The organism is Streptomyces sp. NPDC001920 (assembly GCF_053594495.1).
Genome location: NZ_JBSFEP010000013.1, coordinates 283,923 through 303,616 on the forward strand (window position 1 = coordinate 283,923; position 19,694 = coordinate 303,616).

11 protein-coding genes are annotated in these 19,694 nt (G+C 72.3%); 10 read left to right on the forward strand and 1 reads right to left on the reverse strand.

Annotation, left to right across the window (positions count from 1 at the left end; genetic code table 11):
• The first annotated feature begins 140 nt into the window (after nucleotides 1-140).
• The 8 genes from ACWCPI_RS23875 to ACWCPI_RS23910 all read left to right on the forward strand — a co-directional run bounded on the left by ACWCPI_RS23875 (nucleotide 141) and on the right by ACWCPI_RS23910 (nucleotide 14,511).
• On the forward strand, nucleotides 141-2,069 hold the full coding sequence (locus tag ACWCPI_RS23875) for an ABC transporter ATP-binding protein (protein WP_451040002.1): 1,929 nt from the start codon (nucleotides 141-143) through the stop codon (nucleotides 2,067-2,069).
• Complete coding sequence (locus ACWCPI_RS23880; protein ID WP_451040003.1) at nucleotides 2,066-3,919, forward strand: ABC transporter ATP-binding protein; 1,854 nt, start codon at nucleotides 2,066-2,068, stop codon at nucleotides 3,917-3,919. Before ACWCPI_RS23875 ends, ACWCPI_RS23880 begins: the two co-directional genes overlap by 4 nt.
• A gap of 20 nt (nucleotides 3,920-3,939) precedes the next feature.
• A complete protein-coding gene (locus ACWCPI_RS23885; RefSeq protein ID WP_451040004.1) occupies nucleotides 3,940-5,661 on the forward strand; it encodes an ABC transporter transmembrane domain-containing protein in 1,722 nt (573 codons plus the stop codon).
• Nucleotides 5,662-5,765: 104 nt separating this feature from the next.
• A complete protein-coding gene (locus tag ACWCPI_RS23890) occupies nucleotides 5,766-7,505 on the forward strand; it encodes an ABC transporter ATP-binding protein (protein WP_451040005.1) in 1,740 nt (579 codons plus the stop codon).
• Nucleotides 7,506-7,578: 73 nt separating this feature from the next.
• On the forward strand, nucleotides 7,579-9,624 hold the full coding sequence (locus ACWCPI_RS23895) for an NAD(+) synthase (RefSeq protein ID WP_451040006.1): 2,046 nt from the start codon (nucleotides 7,579-7,581) through the stop codon (nucleotides 9,622-9,624).
• Between the two features lie 339 nt (nucleotides 9,625-9,963).
• The gene (locus ACWCPI_RS23900; protein WP_451040007.1) at nucleotides 9,964-12,027 is read left to right on the forward strand and encodes a M4 family metallopeptidase; all 2,064 of its coding nucleotides are present in this window, start codon (nucleotides 9,964-9,966) and stop codon (nucleotides 12,025-12,027) included.
• A 210-nt stretch (nucleotides 12,028-12,237) separates the two neighbouring features.
• Nucleotides 12,238-13,902, forward strand: coding sequence for a M4 family metallopeptidase (locus tag ACWCPI_RS23905; RefSeq protein ID WP_451040008.1), 1,665 nt, complete (start codon nucleotides 12,238-12,240; stop codon nucleotides 13,900-13,902).
• 87 nt (nucleotides 13,903-13,989) lie between these two features.
• Entirely contained in the window at nucleotides 13,990-14,511 is a 522-nt protein-coding gene (locus ACWCPI_RS23910; RefSeq protein WP_451040009.1) for a DUF1990 domain-containing protein, read from the forward strand.
• A gap of 26 nt (nucleotides 14,512-14,537) precedes the next feature.
• Here the strand turns inward: ACWCPI_RS23910 and ACWCPI_RS23915 are convergent, their stop codons facing one another.
• Nucleotides 14,538-17,156, reverse strand: coding sequence for a glycosyltransferase family 1 protein (locus ACWCPI_RS23915; RefSeq protein WP_451040010.1), 2,619 nt, complete (start codon nucleotides 17,154-17,156; stop codon nucleotides 14,538-14,540).
• A 352-nt stretch (nucleotides 17,157-17,508) separates the two neighbouring features.
• Here ACWCPI_RS23915 and ACWCPI_RS23920 point away from each other — a divergent pair, with 352 nt between their 5' ends.
• Both ACWCPI_RS23920 and ACWCPI_RS23925 read left to right on the forward strand, forming a co-directional pair.
• Nucleotides 17,509-18,711, forward strand: coding sequence for a S8 family peptidase (locus tag ACWCPI_RS23920; protein WP_451040011.1), 1,203 nt, complete (start codon nucleotides 17,509-17,511; stop codon nucleotides 18,709-18,711).
• Nucleotides 18,712-18,975: 264 nt separating this feature from the next.
• Nucleotides 18,976-19,694: maltotransferase domain-containing protein (locus tag ACWCPI_RS23925; RefSeq protein ID WP_451040012.1), on the forward strand; the 719-nt coding region annotated here is incomplete at its 3' end.

Consider the following 19,694-nt stretch of genomic DNA (forward strand, 5'->3'; position numbering starts at 1 on the left):
GCCCGCGCCGCGTACGCGGGTACGGCCCCGTCTGCCGGGACGTCCCTCGCACACCCCCCAGGTCGTAGGACCGACGGCCGAACCCGGACGGGCCAAAACTCAGTGGGCAGTGTCAGTGGCGATCCGTACGCTCGCTACTGATGGTGACGACACGAGCAACCGCCGAAGACAGCCCTGACCGAGCCGGCCGTTCCGCCGTACGCACGCTGCTGCGGCTGTGGCCGTATGTGCGGCCCGTGCGGCTGCGGCTGTTCACGGCCGCGTTCGTGGCGGTCGTCGCCTCCTGTCTGGCCCTGGTCATTCCGCTCGTCCTGAAGTGGATGGTGGACGGGCCCGTGGCCGACCGGGACCCGGCCGGGGTGTGGCTGGGGGCGCTGTACCTCCTGCTGCTCGGGGTCGCGGAGGCGTTGCTGTTCGGACTGCGCCGGTGGCTGGTGGCGCGGCCGCTGGCGGGGGTCGAGGCCTCGATGCGGGCGGATCTGTACCGGCATCTCCAGCGGCTGCCGGTGGCCTTCCACGACCGGTGGGCGTCGGGACAGCTGCTGTCGCGGGGCACGACCGATCTGATGCTGCTGCGGATGTTCCTCGCCTTTCCGTTGACGTTCCTGCTGGTCAACAGCGTCACGATCCTCGTCGGCGTGATCATCATGCTGCTCCAGGACTGGACGCTCGGGCTGGTCATCCTGGTCCCGGCCGTGCCCGTGCTGATCACCTGCGTGATCTTCGAGAGGCGGTACGCCTCCGTGGCGCGCCGCGCGCAGGACCAGGTCGGCGACCTGACGACGGTCGTCGAGGAGAGCGTGCTGGGCATCCGGATCATCAAGGGGTTCGGGCGGCACCGCAGCCAGGCGCGGGCCTTCCGGGAGCTGTCGCGGACGTTGCGCGGCACGGAGCTGCACAAGGCGCGGCTGCTGGCGACGATCTGGGGCGTCATCGTGACGCTGCCGGAACTGGCCATCGGGGCGGCGCTGGTGCTGGGGACCGTGCAGGTGGCGGACGGGGAGCTGTCGGCGGGGACGCTGGTGGCGTTCTTGTCGACCGCGCTCGCCCTTCGGTGGCCGGTGGACTCCATCGGGTTCCTGCTGGCGATGAGCCAGGAGGCGGCGACGGCGACGGAGCGGTACTTCGAGGTGATGGACGCGGTGCCGGAGGGGCGGGAGGCCGAGCGGCCCGCCGGCATCGCCGGCCCGGCGGCCGGGGAGCCGGCCGTCGGGGCGCTCGCCGGAGGAGGCGGGCCCGGCGTACCCCACGAGCCGCCCGGCGTACGCCACGAGCCACCGACCGTCCCCGGCGGCGGCTCGACGGCGCCCCCGGACCGCACGGACCTCGGGCTCCGGTTCCACGACGTGCGGTTCCGCTACCCCGACGCCCCGGAGGGCTCCCCGCCCGTCCTGGACCGCATCGACCTCCACATCCGGCCCGGCGAGTCCATGGCCCTGGTCGGGGCGACGGGCAGCGGCAAGACGACGCTCACGGCCCTCGTCCCCCGTCTCCACGAGCTGACGTCCGGCCGGATCACGCTCGACGGGCGGGACATCTCCGCGATGCCCAGGCACGAGCTGCGCGAGCTCGTGTCCGTCGCCTTCGAGGAACCCACGCTGTTCTCGGCCAGCGTGGCCGACAACGTCCTCATGGGAGCGGGGGACGCGGCCGGCGAGCCAGAGCTGCGGCGGGCGCTCGCGGTGGCGCAGGCCGGCTTCGCGCACTCCCTGCCGCACGGCACCGAGACCCAGGTCGGCGAGCAGGGCCTCAGTCTCTCCGGTGGGCAGCGGCAGCGGCTGGCGCTCGCGCGGGCGGTCGTCGGGCGGCCCCGTTTCCTCGTGCTGGACGACCCCCTGTCGGCTCTGGACGTGCACACCGAGGCCGCCGTCGAGGCCGCCCTGCGGGACGTGCTCGCGCAGACCACCGCCCTGATCGTCGCCCACAGACCCTCCACCGTGCTGCTCGCGGACCGGGTCGCCCTGCTCTGCGGCGGACGGATCGCCGCCGTCGGCACCCATCACGAGCTGCTGCGCACCAACCCCGAGTACGCCCACCTCATGGCCGGGACCGAGGAGGCCGACCGATGACGGCGACGACCGCCACCGCACCGGGCAGGGAACAGCCGGCCGAGGAGCCCCGCAAGCCGGACGACCCCTTCGACCGCGACGTCCTGCCCACCCCGCCGGGTGCCACCTCGGCGCTCCTGCGCTCCCTGCTCGCCCCGATGAAGGCCCGCGTCGCCGCGACCACGCTCCTGCTGCTGCTCCAGCAGGCGGCCGTGCAGGCGGGCCCGCTGCTGGTGGCGTACGCCATCGACTCGGCCGTACCGGCTTTCCGGCGCGACGACCTCGGGCCGCTGATCGCGGTCGCCGTCGGCTATCTGCTGTGCGCCCTCGCCTCCGGCGGGCTCCAGTACGCGTTCATCCGGCTCTCCGCCCGCGTCAACCAGGACGTGCTGCTCGACCTGCGCGGCCGTATCTTCCGTCATGCCCAGGCGCTGAGCCTGGACTTCCACGAGCGGTACACGTCCGGGCGGCTGATCTCCCGTTCCACCACCGACGTGGAGTCCCTGCGCGAGCTGCTCGACGAGGGCCTGCAGGAACTCGTCACCGTCATCCTGTCCTTCGTCTACATCTCGGCGATGCTGCTCTGGCTGGACCTCGGCCTGGGCGCGGTCGCCGTGGCCTCCCTGGTGCCGCTGTACCTGCTCGTACGGTCCTACCGGCGGCGTGCCGCGCGCGTGTACACCCTGCGCTCCACCGCGATCGCCGCGGTGATCGTGAAGTTCGTGGAGACGATGAACGGCATCCGGCCGGTGCGCGCGTTCCGGCGCGAGGCCGTCAACGACGCCGACTTCCGGGTCCTCAACTCCCGCCACGAGCGCACGAACGGCGACGCCCTGCTGGAGATGGCCCGGTACGTCACCGGCTCCCGGCTCGTCGCCAACACGGCCGTGGCGGGGATCGTGCTGTGGGGCGCGTACCGGGTCGCGGGCGGCACGCTGGCCCTCGGCGTGCTCGCGGCGGCGGTGCTGTACCTGCGGCGGCTGTACGACCCGATCGATCGGCTCGGCATGTTCCTGAACTCCTACCAGTCGGCGGCCGCCTCCCTGGAGAAGATCGCCGGGCTGCTCGCCCAGACGCCGTCCGTGCCCGAGCCGCAGGCGCCCGTGCAGCTCCCGGACCTGGCGTCGCGACACCCCGGCCGCGAGGTCGTCTTCGACGGTGTCCGGTTCGCCTACCGCACCGGCGGCGAGGTTCTGCCCCGCTTCGACCTCACCCTCCCGGCCGGCCAGACGGTCGCGGTCGTCGGCTCCACCGGCGCCGGCAAGTCGACGCTGGCCAAGCTGCTCGCCCGCTTCTACGACCCCTCCGAGGGCCGGGTCCTGCTGGACGGCGTCGACCTGCGCGAGCTGGCCGTGCCCGAGCTGCGGCGCGGGGTGGTGATGGTGACGCAGGAGGCGTTCCTGTTCTCCGGCACGGTCGCCGAGAACATCGCCATCGGCCGCCCCGACGCCACCCGCGAGGAGATCGAGCGGGCCGCGAAGGCCATCGGCGCCCACGACTTCATCAGCGCGCTGCCCGACGGCTACGACACCGACGTACGCAAGCGGGGTGGTCGTATCTCGGCCGGTCAGCGCCAACTGGTGGCCTTCGCGCGGGCGTTGCTCGCCGACCCGGCCGTGCTGATCCTCGACGAGGCGACGAGCTCGCTCGACATTCCCGGCGAGCGGGCGGTGCAGCGCGCGATGTCGACGGTCCTGCACGGCCGTACGGCCGTCGTCATCGCGCACCGGCTGTCCACGGTCGAGATCGCGGACCGTGTACTGGTCATGGAGCACGGGAGGATCGTCGAGGACGGCACGCCGGCCGAACTCGTCGCGGGCACGGGCAGGTTCGCGGATCTGCACCGGGCGTGGCGGGACAGCCTGGCGTGAATGTTCCAGGGGGACGACAGGTGATCGACGCGTACGAGGACCCGGGCGAGCCGGACTGCCGCGGCGGGTGGCGGTATCTGTGGTGGCTGGTCGTGCGCCAGCCGGTGCGGTCCGTGATGGGGGCGCTGATCTCCAGCGTGTGGATGGTGCTGCTGGCGGCGACCCCGTATCTGCTGTCCCGTGCCGTCGACGAGGGGCTGGCGACAGGTGACCACGGCGCGCTGGTGGGGTGGACGGGCGCGCTGTTCGCCGTGGGGGCGTTCAACGCCTGGCTGAGCATCATGCGGCACCGCACGATGACGCGGGTGCGGATGGACGCCAACTTCCGCACGGTCAAGGTGCTGGTCGGGCAGGCGGTACGGCTGGGTGCCGCGCTGCCCCGCCGGATCGGCACCGGGGAAGTCGTCACGATCGGCGTGGGCGACGTCCAGACCATCAGCCAGTCCCTGACCGTCGTCGGGCCGGGGGTCGGGGCGGTCGTCGCCTATCTGGTGATCGCCGGGTTGCTGGTGTCGGTGTCGGTGCCCATCGCCGTCGTGGTGCTGCTCGGGATGCCCCTGGTCGGCGTGCTCGTCGGACCGCTGCTGGGACGGCTGCAGGGGACGGAGACGGAGTACCGGGAGCGGCAGGGCGTTCTGACCGCACGGATCGCCGACCTCGCGGGCGGGCTGCGCGTCCTGAACGGCCTGGGCGGCAAGGGCCTGGTCGCCGACGCCTTCCACCGTGACTCGCAGCGGCTGCGGGCGCAGGGGTACCGGGTCGGGGCGGTGACCAGCTGGGTGCAGGCGCTCGGTGTGGGGCTGCCGACGCTGTTCCTGGCCGTGGTGACCTGGCTGGCGGCGCGGCTGGCCGCCCAGGGTGCCATCAGCGTCGGCGAGTTGGTGTCGGTGTACGGCTATGTCGCGGTGCTGGTGGGGCCGGTGGCGTTCTTCATCGAGTGCGGTTACCAGGTCAGCCGGGGGGTGGTGGCGGCGCGGCGGGTCGTACGGTTCCTGCGGCTGGAGCCGATGGCGGACACCGGCACCCGGGACGCGCCGGCCGAACCGGCCGTGCTGCACGACCCCGAGTCCGGGGTGCGGGTGCTGCCGGGCCGGCTGACCGCGCTGGCCGGGGCGCTGCCCGCCGACGCCGCGGCCGTCGTCGACCGCCTCGGCCGGTACGTGCCCTCGGCGGCGACCTGGGGCGGCGTACCCCTGGCCGAGATGGCGTTACCGCAGCTCAGGGAGCGCATCCTGGTCGCCGACCACGAGGCGGACGTGTTCGCCGGCACGCTGCGGGAGCTGATCGCAGGCCACGCGGACCCGGGGGACCTGGACGAGGCGGCACTCACCCGGGCGGTGTACACGGCCGTCGCCGAGGACATCGTCCGGGGTCTGCCCGACGGCCTCGACTCCCCCGTCGACGCCCGGGGCCGCAACCTCTCCGGCGGCCAGCGCCAGCGCGTCCGCCTGCTCCGCGCGCTGCTGGCCGATCCGGAGGTGCTGCTGGCGATCGAGCCGACATCGGCGCTGGACGCCCACACCGAGGCGCGTGTCGCGGACCGCCTGCACGCCGAACGCACCGGCCGCACGACCGTGGTGACCACCACGTCCCCCCTCGTCCTGGACCGTGCGGACGTCGTGCACTACCTGGTCGACGGCAAGGTCGCGGCCACCGGCACCCACCGCGAACTGCTGCACGGGGAGCCGGGATACCGAGCGCTGGTGGCCAGGGACGAAGACGTCGAGGAGGTGCTGAGGTGACGCAGGACCAACGCCCCGAAGGGGCACGGGGAACCGACCGATCGACCCCGTCGCGCCCGGCACACCGCCTCGACGCCCCGGCGCGCGACCGCACAGCCCTTCCCGTGGCCGGGCCCCGGGACGTCCGCCGGGCCACCGTCCGCCTCGTCCGGGCCGACGCCGGGGCTTTCACCGCCGTCCTCGCCCTGAACGCCCTCGCGGCGATCGCCGGCCTCGCCGGCCCCTGGCTGGTGGGCCGCATCGTCGACGAGGTCCGCGCCGGCCACGGTGTGACGGCCGTCGACAAGCTGGCCCTGGCGATCCTGGGAGCCGCGACGGCGCAGCTGCTGCTGGCCCGCTGGGCCCGCTACGTCGGCCACCGCTTCGGCGAACGGACCCTGGCCCGGGTCCGCGAGGAATTCGTGGACCGCACGCTCGCGCTGCCCGCGTCGGTCGTGGAACGGGCCGGCACCGGGGACCTGACGGCACGCGGCACCGCCGACGTGGCGGCCGTCGGCACCACCCTGCGCGACGCCGGGCCCGAGCTGCTCATCAACTCCGTGCAGGTCCTGTTCCTGCTGGGCGCGGTCTTCGTCCTGGACCCCCTGCTCGGCGTCTGCGGTCTGCTCGGCCTGGCCGGGCTGTGGCCGGTGCTGCGCTGGTACCTGCGCCGCGCCCGCGCCGGCTACCTCGCCGAGGGCGCGGCCACCTCCGACGTCGCGGAGGTCCTCGCGGCGACCGCGTCGGGCGCCCGCACGGTGGAGGCGCTGCGGCTGGAGCGGCGGCGGGTGGCCGCGAGCCGGGACGCGCTGGAGGTCTCCCGCCGGACCCGCCTGCACACCCTCTTCCTGCGCACGGTGTTCTTCCCGGCCGTCGAGATGGCCTACCTCCTGCCCGTGGTGACCGTCCTGCTCGCCGGCGGGGCGCTGCTCGCGCGGGGCACGGTCAGCCTGGGCACGGTGGTCGCGGCGGCGCTGTACCTGCAGCAGATGGCCAACCCGCTGGACGAGATCCTCATGCGGGTCGAACAACTCCAGAGCAGCGGTGCCTCCTTCGCCCGCGTGGAGGGCCTGGCAGGCGCCCCGCGAGCGGCGGACGCCGGCTCACCCACCCCTGAGGACGACCGGATCGACGTGACTGGCGTCCACTACTCCTACGACCGCGGCGGCGAGGTCCTCGGCGGTGTGGACCTGACCGTCCGGCCGGGCGAGCGCCTCGCGATCGTCGGCCCCTCCGGTGCCGGGAAGACCACGCTGAGCAGGCTGCTGGCCGGCGTCGACGCGCCGACCCGCGGCTCGGTGACGGTCGGCGGCGTCCCGGTCGTCGCCCTCGGGCCCGAGCAGCTGCGCCGCCAGGTCGTTCTGGTCACCCAGGAGCACCACGTGTTCCTCGGCACGGTCCGCGACAACCTCCGGATCGCCGAACCGTCGGCCACCGACGAGGAGTTGTGGGCCGCCCTCACCGCGGTCGGCGCCGACACCTGGGTACGGCGGCTGCCCGACGGTCTCGACACGGCACTGGGCGACGGAGGGCACCGTGCGGACGGCTCGCAGGCCCAGCAGCTCGCCCTCGCCCGTGTGGTGCTGGCCGACCCGCACACGCTGATCCTGGACGAGGCGACGGCCCTGCTGGACCCGACCACCGCCCGGCACACCGAGCGTGCCCTGGCCGCCGTACTGGAGGGCCGTACGGTCATCGCCATCGCGCACCGCCTGCACACCGCGCACGACGCCGACCGGGTGGCCGTGATGGAGGGCGGCCGGCTGACCGAACTCGGCACCCATGACGAGCTGGTCACGGCGGACGGGGCGTACGCGGCGCTGTGGCGGTCCTGGCATGGGAAGCGGCCGGAGCGGCCGGTCTGAACAGGCGATCTATGCTCGGTGGGGAGGAGATCCCGCCCCACCGAGGAAAGCCAGAGCAGAAAGCCGCGGTCCATTGAACTTCTGGTCGATCTACCAGCACGGCTTCGCGCGTGTCGCCGCGTGCACCGGCCACACCGTCATCGCCGACCCGCACGCCAACGCCGAGACGGTGCTGCGCCAGGCGCGCGCCTGTGCGCGGGAGGGGGTGGCGGTCGCCGTCTTCCCGGAGCTGGGCCTGACCGGCTACTCGATCGAGGACCTGCTGTTGCAGGACGCGGTGCTCGACGACGTCGAGCAGGCGCTCGGCTCGGTGGTGGCCGGGTCGGCGGACCTGCTCCCGGTGCTGGTGGTCGGCGCGCCGCTGCGCCATCGCCACCGGATCTACAACTGCGCGGTGGTCGTGCACCGGGGCCGGATCCTCGGCGTGGCGCCCAAGTCGTACCCGCCGAACTACCGCGAGTTCTACGAGCGGCGGCAGATCGCCTCGGGTGAGGACGAGCGCGGCGGCACGATCCTGGTCGGCGGCGAGGAGGTCCCGTTCGGCGTGGACCTGCTGTTCGAGGCGGCGGACGTCCCCGGTCTGGTGCTGCACGCGGAGATCTGCGAGGACATGTGGGTGCCGGTGCCGCCGAGCGCGGAGGCGGCGCTGGCCGGGGCGACCGTGCTCGCCAACCTCTCGGGCAGCCCGATCACGGTGGGCCGGGCCGAGGACCGGCGGCTGCTGTGCCGGGCGGCGTCCTCGCGGTGTCTGGCGGCGTACGTGTACTCGGCGGCGGGGCTGGGCGAGTCGACCACGGACCTGTCGTGGGACGGCCAGACCATGATCTACGAGAACGGCGTCCTGCTGGCCGAGACGGACCGCTTCCCGCTCGACGACCAGTACGCGGTGGCCGACGTCGACCTGGACCTGCTGCGGCAGGAGCGGCACCGGATGGGCACGTTCGACGACAACAGGCGCACCCACGCCGATCGCACCGGCGACTTCCGCCGGGTGCGGTTCCGGCTCGACCCGCCGGCGGCCGACCTGGGGCTCAAGCGCCGGGTCGAGCGCTTCCCGTTCGTGCCCGCCGACGCCGACCGGCTCGCGCTGGACTGCTACGAGGCGTACAACATCCAGGTCGCCGGTCTGCAGCAGCGGCTGGCCGCCATCGGTGGTCCGAAGGTGGTCATCGGGGTGTCCGGCGGTCTGGACTCCACGCACGCGCTGATCGTCGCCGCGCGGGCGATGGACCGGGCGGGCCGCCCGCGCAGCGACATCCTGGCCTTCACCCTGCCCGGCTTCGCCACCAGCGACCACACCAAGGACAACGCCCACAAGCTGATGAACTCGCTCGGCGTCACCGCGGCCGAGCTGGACATCACGCCGACGGCGCGGCTCATGCTCAAGGAGATGGGCCACCCGTTCGCGGCCGGCGAGCCGGTGTACGACGTCACCTTCGAGAACGTGCAGGCGGGGCTGCGCACCGACTACCTGTTCCGCCTGGCCAACCAGCGCGGCGGTGTCGTGCTCGGCACCGGCGACCTGTCGGAGCTGGCGCTCGGCTGGTCGACGTACGGCGTGGGCGACCAGATGAGCCACTACAACGTCAACGGCGGGGTGCCGAAGACGCTGATCCAGCACCTGATCCGCTGGGTCATCGGCAGCGGGCAGTTCGACGAGGAGACCGGAAGGACGCTGGCGGCGATCCTCGACACGGAGATCAGCCCGGAGCTGGTGCCGGGCGAGGAGATGCAGTCCACCGAGTCCAAGATCGGTCCGTACGCGCTGCACGACTTCACGCTCTTCCATGTGCTGCGCTACGGCTTCCGGCCGTCGAAGATCGCCTTCCTGGCCTGGCACGCCTGGCACGACACGGACGCCGGGGCCTGGCCGCCCGGATTCCCCGAGGCGAAGCGGGTGGCGTACGACCTGGCGGAGATCCGGCGCTGGCTGGAGGTGTTCTGCCGTCGCTTCTTCGCGTTCGCACAGTTCAAGCGGTCCGCCATGCCGAACGGGCCGAAGGTCTCGGCCGGCGGTTCGCTCTCCCCGCGCGGTGACTGGCGCGCGCCGTCCGACGGCAACGCCCGGGCGTGGCTGCGGGATCTGGCGAGGGTCGACGGCGCCTTGGCCGAGAAGTAGTCGGCACTCGAACGGCGGGAGGGCTCACACTCTGTGGGCCCTCCCGGCGTTCCGGTTCGCATACCGAACATGAACTCCCGGACAACGAACGATTTCCGGCCAAGTTTATGACGCGACCCTGACAGAAAGCGCGGTCAGCTGGCACTCTTCCCACGGCCGCGTCGCAGCAACCCCACAGCACCGCCGTACCACGGTGCAGCCGCGGCTGTACTCCCGCACGCGCACGTCCTTTCCGCACGCGCACGTCGTTCTGCGTACCACCTGCTCTGCCCGGACGGCCCACCCGCCGGACGGTCTCCCCTGGCCGCGTGATCCGCGGCCGCGCAGAAGGAGTCAGTGTTGAGAGACAGTTCCTCCCACAGACGCACCCCCCACGCCTCGCGTCACCACTCCACGCACCGCCGGGCCGCCGCCGTGGCCCTGGTCGGCGTGTCCGCCCTGATCGCCGCGGCCGTCCAGTCGGGCGCCGCCACCGCCGCCCCGGAGAAGGCACCGTCGGCCGCGGGCAAGGCCATAGCGGGCGCCGAGTCCGTCAAGCTCTCCCCCGCCCAGCGCGCCGCGCTGATCCGCGAGGCCGACGCCACCAAGGCGGCCACCGCCGAGGACCTGGGCCTCGGCGCCAAGGAGAAGCTGGTCGTCCGTGACGTCGTCAAGGACGGCAACGGCACGGTCCACACCCGCTACGAGCGGACGTACGACTCACTGCCCGTCCTCGGCGGTGACCTGGTCGTGAAGACCACGAGGTCCGGCGAGGCGGCGGGTGTCGTCAAGGCCACCCGCGCCGCCATCAGGCCGGCGACCACCAGGACGTCCGTGCCGGCGGCCGAGGCCGAGCGGCAGGCGCTGGCCGCCGCCAAGGCGGAGAAGGCCAAGAGCCCCGACGTGAACCGGGCGCCCCGCAAGGTGATCTGGGCCGCGGAGGGCAAGCCGACCGTGGCCTACGAGACGGTCGTCGGCGGCTTCCAGCACGACGGCACCCCGCAGGAACTGCACGTCGTCACCGACGCCACCACCGGCAAGAAGCTGTACGAGTGGGAGGCGATCGAGACCGGCACCGGCAACACGGTGTACAGCGGCACGGTGAACCTGACCACCACGCAGTCCGGTTCGACGTACAACCTCACCGACGGCGCCCGCGGCAACCACAAGACGTACAACCTGGGCCGCGGCACCTCCGGCACCGGCACCCTGTTCTCCGGACCGGACGACGTCTGGGGCAACGGCAGCCCGTCCAACCTGGAGTCCGCGGGCGCCGACGCGCACTACGGTGCCGCGCTGACCTGGGACTACTACAAGAACGTGCACGGGCGCTCCGGTATCCGCGGCGACGGCGTGGGCGCGTACTCCCGGGTCCACTACGGCAACAACTACGTCAACGCGTTCTGGTCGGACAGCTGCTTCTGCATGACGTACGGCGACGGTTCGGGCAACGCCAACCCGCTGACGTCGATCGACGTGGCCGCGCACGAGATGACCCACGGGCTCACGTCCAACACGGCCAAGCTCGTCTACTCCGGCGAGTCGGGCGGCCTCAACGAGGCGACCTCCGACATCTTCGGCGCGACGGTCGAGTTCTTCGCCGACAACTCCTCCGATGTCGGTGACTACCTCATCGGCGAGGAGATCAACATCAACGGCGACGGCACGCCGCTGCGCTACATGGACAAGCCCAGCAGGGACGGCTCGTCCAAGGACGCCTGGTACTCGGGCATCGGCTCGATCGACGTGCACTACTCCTCGGGCCCCGCGAACCACTTCTTCTACCTGCTGAGCGAGGGCAGCGGCACCAAGACCATCAACGGTGTCACCTACAACTCGCCCACCTCGGACGGCCTTCCGGTCACCGGCATCGGCCGCGACAAGGCGGAGAAGATCTGGTTCCGCGCCCTGACCACCAAGTTCACCTCCACGACCAACTACGCGGCGGCCCGTACCGGCACCCTCGCCGCGGCCGGTGAGCTGTACGGCACCACGAGCGCCGAGTACAAGGCGGTCCAGCACGCCTGGGCGGGCGTCAACGTGGGCGCGCGTCCGGGCGACGGCGGCGGTGGCGGCACGTCCTTCGAGAACACCGCCGACGTGTCGATTCCCGACCGGGGCGCGGCGGTCGAGTCGCCGATCACCGTCTCCGGGCGGACGGGCAACGCGCCGGCCAACCTCCAGGTCGCCGTGGACATCGTCCACACCTACATCGGTGACTTGAAGGTGGATCTGGTCGCCCCCGACGGCACGGCGTACACGCTGAAGGGGTACGGCACCGGCGGCAGCGCGGACAACATCGCCACCACCTACACGGTGAACGCCTCCTCCGAGGTCGCCAACGGCGTCTGGAAGCTGCGGGTCCAGGACAACGCGGCCATCGACACCGGGTACATCAACAGCTGGAAGCTCACCTTCCCGTAGGCCCGCAAGCGGTCCGTCCCAAGACAGGGCGTCGTCTCGGTGGGTTCAACTCCCGCCGGGACGGCGCCCGTTCACATGTCGGAAACATTTACCGGACAGTCGAGTTTTGGCCAACATCACCGCACCCTCCTGACATGTACGCGTCCTAGCTGTCACTCTCCTTGCACCCGCCGCACAAGCACCCCCCGCATCCCCCACAAAGGAGCTCGTGTGACACCCCTCTACGCGCGTCGCAAGCGCACCACTCTGGCCATAGCCACCGCGGTGGCGGCCGGAGCCCTGCTCACCACCGGCCTGAGCGCCGGCAGTTCCGCCGCCGGGACCCCGGCGCGCGGCGACAGAGCGGCGGCTCCCCTCGCCGCCCCGGTCGCCCTCGCCCCCGCGGCGCGCACCGCGCTCCTCAAGGACCGGCAGGCCGAGGCGGCCGGGACCGCCGACCGGATAGGCCTCGGCGCCCAGGAGAAGCTGGTCGTCCGTGACGTCGTCAAGGACGCCGACGGCACCGTCCACACCCGCTACGAGCGCACCTACGCGGGCCTTCCCGTCCTCGGCGGCGACCTGGTCGTCCACGAGACAGGGGCCGGCGAGGTGGCGGGCGTCACCAAGGCGACCAAGGCCGCCGTCAAGATCGGCGACCTCACCGCGGACGTCCCCAGGGCCGCGGCCGAGAAGCAGGCCCTCAAGGCGGCCAAGGCCGAGGGTTCCACCAAGGCGGCCGCCGACAAGGCTCCGCGCAAGGTGATCTGGGCCGCGAACGGCAAGCCGGCCCTCGCCTACGAGACGGTCGTCGGCGGCTTCCAGCACGACGGCACCCCGCAGGAACTGCACGTCGTCACCGACGCCACCACCGGCAAGAAGCTGTACGAGTGGGAAGCCATCCAGACCGGCACCGGCCACAGCCAGTACAACGGCACGGTGACCGTCGGCACCGCGAAGTCCGGCTCGACGTACCAGCTCAACGACTCGACGCGCGGCGGCCACAAGACGTACAACAAGGCCCGCTCGACCTCCTCCTCGGCCGGCACCCTCTTCACGGACGCCGATGACATCTGGGGCACCGGAACCGCGACGACCTCCTCGACCGACCAGAACGCCGCCGTGGACGCCCACTACGGCGCCCAGGTCACCTGGGACTTCTACAAGAACGTCCTCGGCCGCAACGGCATCAAGAACAACGGCGTCGCCGCCTACTCACGCGTCCACTACGGCAACGCGTACGTCAACGCCTTCTGGTCCGACAGCTGCTTCTGCATGACGTACGGCGACGGCGACGGCAACGTCAAGCCGCTGACGTCGCTGGACGTGGCGGGCCACGAGATGACCCACGGCCTCACCTCCAACACGGCGGGGCTGAACTACAGCGGCGAGTCCGGCGGCCTGAACGAGGCGACCTCGGACATCCTCGGCACGGCGGTGGAGTTCTACGCGTCCAACGCCAAGGACCCCGGTGACTACCTGATCGGCGAGAAGGTCGACATCAACGGCGACGGCACCCCGCTGCGCCACATGGACAAGCCCAGCAAGGACGGCAGCTCCGCCGACGCCTGGTCGTCCGGCCTGGGCGGCATGGACGTCCACCACTCCTCGGGCCCGGCGAACCACTTCTTCTACCTCCTGGCCGAGGGCAGCGGCAGCAAGAAGATCAACGGCGTCTCCTACGACTCCCCGACGTCCAACGGCTCCACCGTCACCGGGATCGGCCGCGACAAGGCTGTGCAGATCTGGTACAAGGCGCTGACCACGTACATGACGTCGACGACCACCTACAAGGGCGCTCGTACGGCGACCCTGAACGCGGCGTCGGCCCTGTACGGCTCCACCAGCACGGAGTACAAGGCGGTCGCGGCGGCCTGGGCCGCCGTCAACGTCAACTGACGCGACCCGCACCCACCGACACGCCCCGCGCGTGGGGCGGCACCCGGGAGGAAGGCATTCCCGGGTGCCGCCCTACTCTTGTGTCCCATGTCTTTGGGGCCATTCACGTACGCCGACGTCGGCGCCACCCGGGAGAACGGCTTCTGCCCGCCCGGCTTCCACCCCCTCCATGTACGCACCCGCATAGGCGAGGGCGAGGAGGTCTTCCGCAGAGCCGCCGAGGCGGTCATGACCTGGGAGATGCACCGGGCGATGGGCGTCGGCATGGACGCCTCCGCCGACCGCGCGGCCCCCGAGGTCGACGTCACGGTCACCCTCGGGCGCGTGATCAAGGCGCCCTGCCGGGTCGTCTGGACGGTGGAGGAGTACCGCCGCACCGGCTGGGCCTACGGCACGCTTTCCGGCCATCCCGAGTGCGGCGAGGAGTCCTTCGTCGTCGACCGCACGGGGGACGGCACGGTGTGGCTGACGGTGAACGCGTTCAGCCGGGCGGCGAAGTGGTACGCGCGGGCCGGAGGGCCGGCCACGCGCGGGCTGCAGCACGCTTATGCGCGGCGGTGCGGGGTGGTGCTGCGGCAGCTGTGCGAGCGCAGGTCCGGGGAGGGCTGAGCACGCCCCGCCCGCCCCGGGCGGCGTCACCGCATCAACACCCCCGCCCCCTCCCCCGCCTCCTGCGAAGGCACCGCCACCAGGCCCAGTTCCGCGCCCGACGCCAGCAACCGGTGGGAGGGCAGGATGCGGACCGTGTAGCCGTAGGGGCCCGTGCGGTCCAGGGACAGCGGGCCCTCGTACACCCGGCGTCCCTCCGGGTCCGGGCCGCCCACCGGCTTGAGGGGGACCGTCGAGGCGTCGGCGATGCGGTCCTCGGAGTCGACGCGGCCCGAGACCGCCTGGACCTCGACGTCGTCGGGCCCGAGGTCGCCGAGGCCGACCCGTACGCGGAGGCTGAGGGTGGAGCCGAGTTCCGCGGTGGAGGTCGCCGCCGACGTCTCCACGTGGTCGACCGTGACGCCGTGCCACGCCGAGCGCACCCGCGCCTTCCAGCCGGCGAGTTCGCGCGCCGCCTGCGGTGTCATCGTGCGATGGGCGTAGGCGGCCGGGGCGTACAGGCGCTCGACGTACTCCCGGACCATGCGGCCGGCCAGCACCTTCGGGCCGAGCAGCGTCAGGGTCTGGCGGACCATCTCGATCCAGCGGTCCGGCAGGCCGTGCTGGCCCCGTTCGTAGAAGCGGGGGGCGACACGCTGCTCCAGCAGGTCGTACAGCGCCGCCGCCTCTATGTCGTCGCGGCGGTCCGGGTCGGTTCCGGTGCCGTCCGCGGTGGGGATGGCCCATCCGAAGTCCGGCTGGAACCACTCGTCCCACCAGCCGTCCAGGACCGAGAGGTTGAGGCAGCCGTTCAGGGCCGCCTTCATCCCCGACGTGCCGCACGCCTCCAGCGGCCGCAGCGGGTTGTTCAGCCAGATGTCGCACCCGGGGTACAGCTTCTGGGCCATCGCCATGCCGTAGTCGGGCAGGAAGACGATCCGGTGGCGTACTCGTGGGTCGTCCGCGAACCTCACCAGTTCCTGGACCAGGCGCTTTCCACCGTCGTCCGCCGGGTGCGCCTTGCCCGCGACGACGATCTGGATCGGCCGTTCGGGATGCAGGAGCAGGTCCATCAGACGGTCGCGGTCGCGGAGCATGAGCGTCAGTCGCTTGTACGACGGGACCCGGCGGGCGAACCCGACCGTCAGGACGTCCGGGTCCAGGACGTCGTCGATCCAGCCCAACTCGGCGGTCCCCGCACCACGTTGACGCCAGGAGGCGCGCAGCCGCTCCCGCACCTCCGTCACCAGCTGCTCGCGCAGGGCCCGGCGCAGCTCCCAGACGTCCTGGTCGGGGATGTCCGCCACCGAGTCCCAGCGGTCCGAGCCGCCGACGGTCATGGCGTCCTCGGTGCGTTGGGCACCGATCTGGCGGGCCCCGAGACGGAAGACCTCGGGGGCCACCCAGGTCGGGGCGTGGACGCCGTTGGTCACCGAGGTGATCGGCACCTCGTCGGGGTCGAACCCCGGCCACAGGCCCGAGAACATCTCCCGGCTGACGTTGCCGTGCAGCAGCGAGACGCCGTTGGCCCGCTGGGCCAGGCGCAGGCCCATCACCGCCATGTTGAACAGGTTGGGCTCACCGCCCGGGTAGGTCTCCATGCCGAGTCGGAGGATGCGTTCGACCTCGATGGCCGGCAGTTCGGCGGCGGGCCCGAAGTGGTGGGCGACCAGCTCGCGGTCGAATCGGTCGATGCCGGCGGGGACGGGGGTGTGGGTGGTGAAGACGGTGCCGGCGCGGACGGCTTCCAGCGCGGAGTCGAAGTCGAGTCCCTCGGCGCAGAGTTCGGCGATGCGCTCCAGGCCGAGGAAGCCGGCGTGGCCCTCGTTGGTGTGGAAGACCTCGGGTGCCGGGTGGCCCGTCAGACGGCAGTACGCGCGGACCGCCCGGACACCTCCTATGCCCAGCAGCATCTCCTGGAGCAGGCGGTGCTCGCTGCCGCCGCCGTAGAGCCGGTCGGTCACCGCGCGCTCACCGAGGTCGTTCTCCTCGACGTCCGAGTCGAGCAGCAGCAGCGGCACCCGGCCGACCTGGGCCAGCCAGACCCGGGCGTGCAGCGACCTGCCGCCGGGCAGGGCGAGCAGGACCTGGGCGGGGGTGTCGTCGGGCTCCTTGAGCAGCGCGAGCGGCAGTTCGTTGGGGTCCAGGACGGGGTAGTGCTCCTGCTGCCAGCCGTCCCGGGACAGGCTCTGGCGGAAGTAGCCGTGCCGGTACAGCAGCCCGACACCGATCAGGGGCACGCCCAGGTCGCTGGCGGCCTTGAGGTGGTCGCCGGCGAGGATGCCGAGGCCGCCCGAGTACTGCGGGAGGGCGGCGGTGATGCCGAACTCGGGAGAGAAGTAGGCGATGGCGGCGGGGAACTCGGCGGACTGGTCCTGGTACCAGCGCCGACCGCCGACGTAGTCGCCGAGGTCGTCGGCGACGGCGGCGAGCCGGCGCAGGAACCGGCGGTCCTCGGCCAGCTCGGCGAGCCGCCCGGGAGGCACGCTCCCCAGCAGCCGTACGGGGTCGCGCCCGCAGGCGGCCCAGCGTTCGGGGTCGACGGACTGGAACAGATCGCGGGTCTCCGCGTGCCAGGACCAGCGCAGGTTGCGCGCCAGGTCGCTGAGGGGCCGGAGGGGTTCGGGGAGGACAGGACGGACGGTGAATCGACGGATCGCCTTCACGGTTCCACCTCGGCGCTTCGCTGGATGACGCACGACAGTGTGCGTCGTCGTGGTTCCCGACGGTACCGGCGCTCGTGTCACCCCCGCTGGGAGCTCTGCCCCCGGAACCCCGTTTCGGCCTGAACGGCTTCGTCCTGCCACGCCGTACGGCCGATATCGCTCACGTCCGTCCGAAAGCCGCCGCAACCTTTACGCATCCCGTGTGGCCGATATGGCCGATTCCACCCCCGTAGGCGTCCTTGTGGCGGCTTCTCACGACGGGAGAGGCTGACGGGTGGCGCACCGGCCCCAGCACGGTGCACCCGGCGATCCGGGGCCGCAGTGCGCCGAGTCGAGGAGGGGAACCCACACCATGGCACGGACGCTTTCGCGGCGTCTGCGCCGGGCGGGTGGTCTGGCAGCGGTGATGTGTGTCGCCGCGCTCTCGGCCACCACCCTGCCCGCGCACGCCGCACCGGAGGGGCAGATACCGGGCGCCGCGGACCCCGGCGCCGTCAGCGGCAGTTACGTGGTGACACTCAACGGGGGAACGAAGGCTCTTTCGTCGGCCGGGAAGAGTCTCGCCGAGAAGTACGGGGCGAAAATAAGCCATTTCTACGGCACCGTCCTCAACGGCTATGCGGTCCGCGCCGACGCGAGACAGGCGAGGCGACTCGCGGCCGACTCCCGGGTCGCCTCGGTCGTCCAGGACACCCGCGTGACCCTCAGGGGCACGCAGAAGAACCCGCCGTCCTGGGGGCTCGACCGCATCGACCAACCGAAGCCGCCGCTGGACAGGAGGTACACCTGGCCCGGGTCCGGGGGCGCCGGCGTGACCGTCTACGTCATCGACACCGGGATCCGTGTCTCGCACAAGGACTTCGGGGGCAGGGCGAGCCACGGCTGGGACTTCGTGGGCGACGACAGGACGGCGAGTGACGGCAACGGCCACGGCACCCACGTCGCCGGCACCATCGCGGGCAGGCAGTACGGCGTCGCCAAGAAGGCCCAGGTGGTGGCCGTGCGCGTGCTCGACGACGCGGGGGGCGGCACCACGGCCGATGTCATCGCGGGCATCGACTGGGTGACCCGGCACGCGAAGAAGCCGGCCGTCGCCAACGTCAGCCTCGGCGGGCCCCGCAACGCCCAACTGGACGCGGCCGTACGCAACTCCATCGCCTCCGGTGTCACCTACACGGTCGCCGCGGGCAACGACGGGCTGCCGGCCGGCCTCTCCTCCCCGGCGGCGGTGAAGGAGGCCGTCACCGTCGGCGCCACCGACCGGAAGGACACGCGGGCGGGCTTCTCCAATTTCGGCCGATCCCTGGACCTGTTCGCCCCGGGCGCCGCCATCACGTCGGCGTCGTACACGAGCGACACCGGCAGGGCGACCTACTCCGGTACGTCGATGGCGTCACCGCACGCGGCGGGCGCTGCCGCGCTCTACCTCGCCGGCCACCCCAAGGCCCGACCTGCCCAGGTGGGCGAGGCGTTGGTGGCGCGGGGGGTGACCGGGAAGGTCTCCGGTCGTGGGCTCGGCTCACCGGACCGACTGCTGCGGGTACCGGCCTCTTAGGGGCTGTCGGCGGCGCGGCGCAGGCACCGGTCCCGTTCGTCCGGAACGGGACCGGTCTTGTGTGTAGACATACGCGTGAGTAGTTAACAAAGTGCCGGATTGCGTACCCGAATAGGGTGGGAAGGCTCCTCCGGTACACCCCGCCCGTGCGCCCCCGGGCGCACACCCCCACGCGGCAACAGCCGCACAGCGACACAGCCACAACGCAGGACCCACCTCCCCACAGCAATCCGCCCACCAACGTTGACGCGGACAGGAGCGGTCATGCCCGCCATGCACCACCAGTCGTCACCCCCGACACGCACGTCCGAAGCACCCCCCGTACCCCGCACCGCCACCGCCGATCCCGGACCGCCCCGCGCGGAGCGACCCTTCGCGAGCGACACGGCCGGCGGCGTCGGGCGCATACCCGTACTCGACGTCCGGCCGATGGTCCAGCAGGGTCGCAGGCCGGCCAAGGCCGTCACCGGCGAGTCCTTCGAGGTCTCGGCCACCGTGTTCCGCGAGGGCCATGACGCCGTGGCCGCCAACGTCGTGCTGACCGACCCGGACGGCCGTCCGGGCCCGTGGACGCCGATGCGGGAACTGGCCCCCGGCACCGACCGCTGGGGGGCCGTCGTCACCGCCGGTGCGCCCGGCCACTGGACCTACCGGGTCGAGGCCTGGGGCGATCCGGTCACGACCTGGCGGCACCACGCCCAGATCAAGATCCCGGCCGGGATGGACACGGACCTGGTCCTGGAGGAGGGCGCGCGCCTGTACGAGCGTGCCGCCGCCGGGGTGCCCGAGAGCGAGGGCCGACGGGAGGTGGTCCTCGGGGTCGTCCGGGCGCTGCGGGACGAGAGCCGGCCGGCCGCGTGGCGGCTGGCGGCGGCGCTGACACCCGAGGTGGACGCGGTGTTGGGGCGGTATCCGCTGCGGGACCTGGTCACCGCCTCGGACCCGCTGCCGCTGCTCGTGGAACGCGAACGCGCCCTGTACGG

Bases quoted from the DNA above. Each gene is read 5' to 3' on its own strand.
- ACWCPI_RS23920 (WP_451040011.1), top strand. From the start codon at position 17,509: ATGGCACGGACGCTTTCGCGGCGTCTGCGCCGGGCGGGTGGTCTGGCA.
- ACWCPI_RS23880 (WP_451040003.1), top strand. From the start codon at position 2,066: ATGACGGCGACGACCGCCACCGCACCGGGCAGGGAACAGCCGGCCGAG.
- ACWCPI_RS23910 (WP_451040009.1), top strand. From the start codon at position 13,990: ATGTCTTTGGGGCCATTCACGTACGCCGACGTCGGCGCCACCCGGGAG.
- ACWCPI_RS23875 (WP_451040002.1), top strand. From the start codon at position 141: ATGGTGACGACACGAGCAACCGCCGAAGACAGCCCTGACCGAGCCGGC.